This window comes from Nocardiopsis halotolerans DSM 44410, assembly GCF_000341065.1.
Classification (GTDB): Bacteria; Actinomycetota; Actinomycetes; order Streptosporangiales; family Streptosporangiaceae; genus Nocardiopsis; species Nocardiopsis halotolerans.
This window is the reverse complement of record NZ_ANAX01000264.1, coordinates 1-5,469: the sequence shown is the minus strand read 5'-3', so window position 1 is coordinate 5,469 and position 5,469 is coordinate 1. Positions and strand designations below refer to the sequence as shown.

Genomic DNA, 5,469 nt, shown 5'->3' with positions numbered 1-5,469 from the left:
CCCGGCGTCCGCCGCGCGGCGCCCCGGCCCCGTCCACCGTCATGGTCACCCTCCTCGTCGTCCCCGGACCCCGCCGAACGCCACCGGGCACTCGGTTCCGCCCGACCCCGCCGGATCCCCGCCGAACCCCGGCGGGGCCGCGGCCGGGCCACGCGGCCCGGCCGCCGCACGCGCACTCACACGTGGATGCCGCACTCGGTCTTGCCCGTACCGGCCCACCGGCCGCTGCGGGGGTCCTCGCCCGGGGCCACCCGCCGCGTGCACGGCTCGCAGCCGATCGAGGGGTAGCCGTCGTACTGGAGCGGGTTCACGATCACCCCGTTCTCGGCCATGTAGGCGTCCACCTCGTCCTGGGTCCACCGGGCGATCGGGTTCACCTTGGTCATCCGGCGCCGCCGGTCCCACTGCACGACCGGGGTGTCGCGGCGGGTCGGCGAGTCCTCCCGGCGCAGACCGGTCAGCCACGCGGAGTAGGGCTCCAGGGCCCGCTGGAGGGGTTCCACCTTGCGCAGGTGGCAGCAGATGCCGGGGTCGCGTCCGTGCAGGCGCGGGCCCAGGGCCAGGTCCTGCTCGGCCACCGTGCGCGTGGGCTCGACGTTGATCAGGTTGATGTCGTACACGGAGGCCACGGCGTCGCGCGTGCCGATGGTCTCGGGGAAGTGGTAGCCGGTGTCCAGGAAGATGACGTCGATCCCCGGCACCGTCCTGGAGACCAGGTCGACCATGAGCGCGTCGGCCATGGACGAGGTCATGCACAGCTGGTCACCGAAGGTCTCGGAGGCCCAGGAGATGATCTCCCGGGTGGAGGCCTCCTCCAGCTCACGCGCGGCCCGCTCGGCGAGCTCGGGACCGCCCAGGGGGGTGATGGTGGTGGAGTTCATGAGTTCCCTTCCGTCGGTCTGGAGGGGGCGCCTCCCGCGGAGAAGGACGCGGAGCGCAACCCGACGTACTTGACGCTGAACACCCGGGCGCAGGAGAGGCAGGCCCAGGGGTAGCCCCCGCCCCTGACCGGGGCGCCCTCCTCCGGCACCAGGTCCTCGTCGCCGCAGTAGGGGCAGTAGTGGGGCGCGGCCCTCTCGGACATGGCGCACCTCCTCCTCTTGCTCGGATTCCTCGGGTCGTTGTTCGACCGTGGACCGGGGCGGGCCGCGCACGGACCGGCCCCGGTCCACGGCCTGGACGGTCCCGGTCACGATGACCCCGACCGCCCGGCCGAACCGCTTCGGACCGGCCTACTTCAGGTCGGCGTCCTCGGCCCGGCCGACCCAGGACGCGAACGACTCGCCGTCCTCCTTCTGGTCCCGGAACCGGCGCAGCACCCGCTCGACGTAGTCGGGCAGTTCGTCGGCGGTGGCCTTCAGGCCGCGGATCTTCTTGCCGAAGGACTGGGTCAGCCCCATACCGCCGCCCAGGTGGATCTGGTAGCCCTCCACCTGCTCGCCCTCGGAGTTCAGCATCAGCTGGCCCTTGAGGCCGATGTCGGCGACCTGGATGCGCGCGCACGAGTTCGGGCAGCCGTTGAGNAAGTCGGGCAGCCGCTTCTCCAGTTCGTCGATCAGCGACGCCGCGCGGCCCTTGGTCTCCACGATCGCCAGCTTGCAGAACTCGATGCCGGTGCAGGCCATCGTCTGGCGGCGGAACACGCTCGGGTTGACCTGGAGCTCCTCCGCCTCCAGCGCGGAGGTGATCGAGGGGACCCGGTCCTCCTCCACGTCCAGGATGATGAGCTTCTGGTCGGCGGTGGTGCGGATGCGGTCCGAACCGTGCTCCTCGGCGATCTCGGCGATGCGCAGCAGCGCGGTGCCCGAGACCCGGCCGACCTTCGGCGCGAAGCCCACGTAGAACCTCCCGTCGTTCTGACGGTGCACGCCCACGTGGTCGCGGCGCAGGCCCGAGTCCAGTTCCGGGGCGGGGCCGTCGGGCAGCTTGTAGCCCAGGTACTCCTGCTCCAGCACCTCGCGGAACTTCTCCGCGCCCCAGTCCTTGATGAGGAACTTGATCCGGGCACGGGTGCGCAGGCGCCGGTAGCCGTAGTCGCGGAAGATCGAGCAGACCCCCGCCCAGACCTCGCTCACCTGGTCGGGCCGTACGAACGCGCCCAGGCGCAGGGCGAACATCGGGTTGGTGGACAGACCGCCGCCCACGTGCAGGTCGTATCCGGCCTCGCCCCGCTCGTCGCGCACGCCCACGAACGCCACGTCGTTGATCTCGTGGTTGACGCAGTGCGAGGTGCACCCGGAGATGGAGGTCTTGAATTTGCGGGGGAGGTTGGAGAACAGCTGGCTGCCGATGTGGTCGTCGTAGACCTGGCGGACCGCGGGACCGGCGTCGATGACCTCGTCCTCGGCGACCCCGGACACCGGACAGCCCATGATGACGCGCGGGGTGTCGCCGCAGGCCTCCGTGGTGGACAGGCCCACCGACTCCAGCTTCTCCCAGATCGCCGGGACGTCCTCGACCCGGATCCAGTGGAACTGCACGTTCTGCCGGTCGGTGATGTCGGCGGTGTCGCGCCCGTGGTCACGGGAGATCTCACCGATCGCGCGCAGCTGGGCGGCCGTCAGCTGGCCGCCGTCGATGCGCACGCGCAGCATGAAGTAGCGGTCGTCGAGCTCCTCGGGCTCCAGGACGGCGGTCTTGCCACCGTCGATGCCCGGGGCGCGCTGGGTGTACAGACCGAACCAGCGGAAGCGTCCGCGAAGGTCGGCGGGGTCGATCGAGTCGAACCCGCCCTTGGAGTAGATGTTGATGATCCGATCGCGGACGTTGAGCCCGTCGTCGTTCTTCTTGTTCTCCTCGTTCTTGTTCAGCGGCTCGCGGTAGCCGAGGGCCCACTGGCCCTCACCACGGCGGCGGCGCGGCTTGGCCGCGGTCGCTGTCCTGCCGGCATGCGCGGAAGAGGGAGGCATCGCGGTTGTCTCCGTTGGGGTGTCGCGGGGTGCTCACAACCCCGGCGCCCGCACCGCAAACCCGCGTCGCGCGCACATCGTCGTACTGGCGAACGGGTGGGATCCGCGTGTGGAACTGAAGAAGAGGCAGGGCGCCGGTGCCGCGCGCACTCCTGGGGTGCGTCAAGGGCGGCGAGATTAACCGACGCTGCAACAGATGGCGCTGCCAACCCGAAGGAAGTCCACGTGGCGGCGCACGTAGAGCATGGGGTCCAGGGCAGCGATCATGTAGTGAGAATGTCACGGGGATCGAGGCTTTGTCCAGACGGACCGTTCCCGCGTGAGTCACATCACTCGCCCCGGGGTGGTGGCGCGCGGTGCGGTCTCCCCGGGCCGCTAACGTTCTCTGCGTGGTGGGTTTCTGGGAACGGCTGTGGTACGCCGTGGACGCGTGGCTGAGACGCCACCGCCTCCTGCGCGACGGCACGTTCCTCGTCCTGCGCACCATCCGCGCCTTCGCCCGCGACCGGGTCGTCGGACTGGCCGCCGAGTCGGCCTTCTTCACGCTGATCTCCCTGCCCGCGCTCATGCTGGGCGTTCTGGGAGCCCTGGGACCGCTGGCCACCGTGCTCGGCGAGGACCTCGTCGAGGAGATCCGGTTGTGGCTCCTGGACCTGGCCGCGCGGCTGCTGACCCCCGACACGGTGGACAGCCTGGTCGAACCGCTCGTCGACGACTTCCTCGGGGGCGCCCAGGGCGGAATCCTGTCGGTGACGTTCCTGGTGTCCCTGTGGTCGGGATCGCGGGCGATGAACGTCTTCATCCGCTCCATCACGATCTCCTACGGCCTGGACGAACTGCGCGGCTGGGTGCGCCAGCGCTTCCTGGCCTTCGTCGCCTACCTGGGCGGGCTGCTGTTCTCCATCGGTATCCTGCCGGTCCTGGTGGCCGGGCCCGACCTGGTGGAGAGTCTGCTACCGATGGCCGTGGGACGACTGAACCTCTTCTACTGGCCGAGCGTCGCGCTGCTGGCCGTTTCCGCGGTCACCCTGCTGTACGCCCTGAGCGTGCCGGTGCGCACCCCGCTGTGGCGCCACCTGCCCGGGGCGCTGCTGGCCACCCTGGTGCTGATGGCGGGGTCGGCCGCGCTGCGCGCCTACCTGGACGCGTCCCTGGGCCAGGTGACCATCTACGGTTCGCTGTCCGCGCCGATCGCCGTCCTGGCCTGGCTGTACGTGATGGCGATCGCCGTGCTGGTGGGGTCGTCCTTCAACTCCGAGATCGACGCGATGTGGCCGACCGTGCGCACCGCCGCCGCCCGCGCGGAGATCGCCAACCGGGACTTCGACCGGGCCAACCGTCTGGTCAAGCGCAGGGAGCAGGCGATGATCGACACGATCGTGGAGGTCGACGGCCGCTGACCGGTTCCGGTCGCCCGCCTTCGGGGGCCGGAACGCCCGAAAGGTCGGGGCCCGTCGGTAGTGTCGTCGTGCCGCCGGGCGGGAGGCCGCGATCCCGCCGCACCCGAGCCCGGACGACACACTGTGAGAGGTCGCCTTCCCATGGCCGTTCCCCCACCGGGCGAGGAGGAACGGGACTCCGTTTCCGCCGCTGACGAGGTCGTCGTCGACCTGAAGCCCCAGTACTACAACGTGTGCGCTCTGATGGTGCTCACGGCGGGCTTCTCCCTGGCCCGGTACATGGAGCGGGGAGACACCTTCAGCCTCGGATCCCTCGTCTTCTCCGTGTCGGCCCTGGCCCTCGTGCCGGTCATGTTCCTGCGCTTCCCGTCCCGGGCCGCCATGGAACGGCGCACTCCCTCCACGGCCCTGCGCATGGAGAGGGCGGGCCTGTTCCTGATGTGGGCGGCCTGCGGGGTGATGCTCCTCGTGGGGTTCTGGGACCTCCTGTCGGGCCACTTCCCCTGGCCGGTGAACGTGCTCCGGTTGGCCGGGCTCGTTCCGCTGGCGCTCTCCGTGGAGGCCTACGTGCGCGGTCGGTGGCGGAGGAGATCCTGAGAGGCCCGCGCCCCGGGCTGACCTGCGACGCATGCGCCTGGTGGGAACCCAGTGGCCGGATCCGGTCATTTTCGGTGTGAACTTAATGGCTCCCACGGGTGTCCACTCCATGGGTGGGACAGCACACGCGGCACCACCCGGATCCCATGTTCGGATGATTTTCCTGGTCACAGAGGGGAGGGCAGGACCACTGTCACGCAGGCGCCCCACCGCTCCCGCTTCGTCGGTACATGGCCGGAATAGGCGTGACGAGCGACGGTCAGTATGATCTCGTGCAGCACTGACTTCGCGTGTGCCAACACCACCTCTCGGTCACCCCCAGGCCAGGCCGCGCCCCACCGTCACTGCTGATCGAGGTCCCCGTACCCCCGTACACGAACAGGTCCACGTTCCCCATGCCTTCGGAGGCACCATGAGCCGGGCGTCCCGACCGGGGCAGTCCCGGCCCACCGCCGTCATCGTGATCGCGCCCGACGAACGCAGTGCCGAGATCCTCATCGAGGGGCACCGTCAGATCGTCACGGGCCAGGCGCCCAAGGAGACGCGGCGCGCGGCGCTGGACG

Annotated in this window: 6 protein-coding genes and 1 pseudogene; 3 read left to right on the top strand and 4 right to left on the bottom strand. The window is 70.1% G+C overall.

Annotated features, from left to right (window positions below):
• Positions 1-176: 176 nt before the first annotated feature.
• From D455_RS0120505 to D455_RS36225, 4 genes are all read right to left on the bottom strand, one after another.
• Positions 177-881 (bottom strand): phosphoadenylyl-sulfate reductase, encoded by a 705-nt coding sequence (locus D455_RS0120505; RefSeq protein ID WP_017572567.1) that lies wholly within the window; start codon positions 879-881, stop codon positions 177-179.
• Entirely contained in the window at positions 878-1,084 is a 207-nt protein-coding gene (locus D455_RS0120500; protein WP_017572566.1) for a hypothetical protein, read from the bottom strand. Before D455_RS0120500 ends, D455_RS0120505 begins: the two co-directional genes overlap by 4 nt.
• Positions 1,085-1,232: 148 nt before the next feature.
• Positions 1,233-2,909: a nitrite/sulfite reductase gene (locus D455_RS0120495; protein WP_017572565.1), complete on the bottom strand. Its 1,677-nt coding sequence runs from the start codon at positions 2,907-2,909 to the stop codon at positions 1,233-1,235.
• 177 nt (positions 2,910-3,086) lie between these two features.
• Complete coding sequence (locus D455_RS36225; RefSeq protein ID WP_017564358.1) at positions 3,087-3,176, bottom strand: putative leader peptide; 90 nt, start codon at positions 3,174-3,176, stop codon at positions 3,087-3,089.
• Between the two features lie 122 nt (positions 3,177-3,298).
• Between D455_RS36225 and D455_RS0120485 the strand changes: the two genes are divergently transcribed.
• The 3 genes and pseudogenes from D455_RS0120485 to D455_RS36220 form a co-directional block, all read left to right on the top strand.
• Positions 3,299-4,309 (top strand): YihY/virulence factor BrkB family protein, encoded by a 1,011-nt coding sequence (locus tag D455_RS0120485; RefSeq protein ID WP_017572564.1) that lies wholly within the window; start codon positions 3,299-3,301, stop codon positions 4,307-4,309.
• A gap of 141 nt (positions 4,310-4,450) precedes the next feature.
• Positions 4,451-4,906, top strand: a complete 456-nt coding sequence (locus D455_RS0120480; protein WP_017572563.1) for a hypothetical protein — start codon at positions 4,451-4,453, stop codon at positions 4,904-4,906.
• Positions 4,907-5,198: 292 nt separating this feature from the next.
• Positions 5,199-5,469: pseudogene (locus D455_RS36220) on the top strand (hypothetical protein); the annotation flags it as partial.

Coding starts and splice junctions, on each gene's coding strand:
- D455_RS0120505 (WP_017572567.1), bottom strand. CDS start 881: ATGAACTCCACCACCATCACCCCCCTGGGCGGTCCCGAGCTCGCCGAG.
- D455_RS0120500 (WP_017572566.1), bottom strand. CDS start 1,084: ATGTCCGAGAGGGCCGCGCCCCACTACTGCCCCTACTGCGGCGACGAG.
- D455_RS36225 (WP_017564358.1), bottom strand. CDS start 3,176: ATGATCGCTGCCCTGGACCCCATGCTCTACGTGCGCCGCCACGTGGAC.
- D455_RS0120480 (WP_017572563.1), top strand. CDS start 4,451: ATGGCCGTTCCCCCACCGGGCGAGGAGGAACGGGACTCCGTTTCCGCC.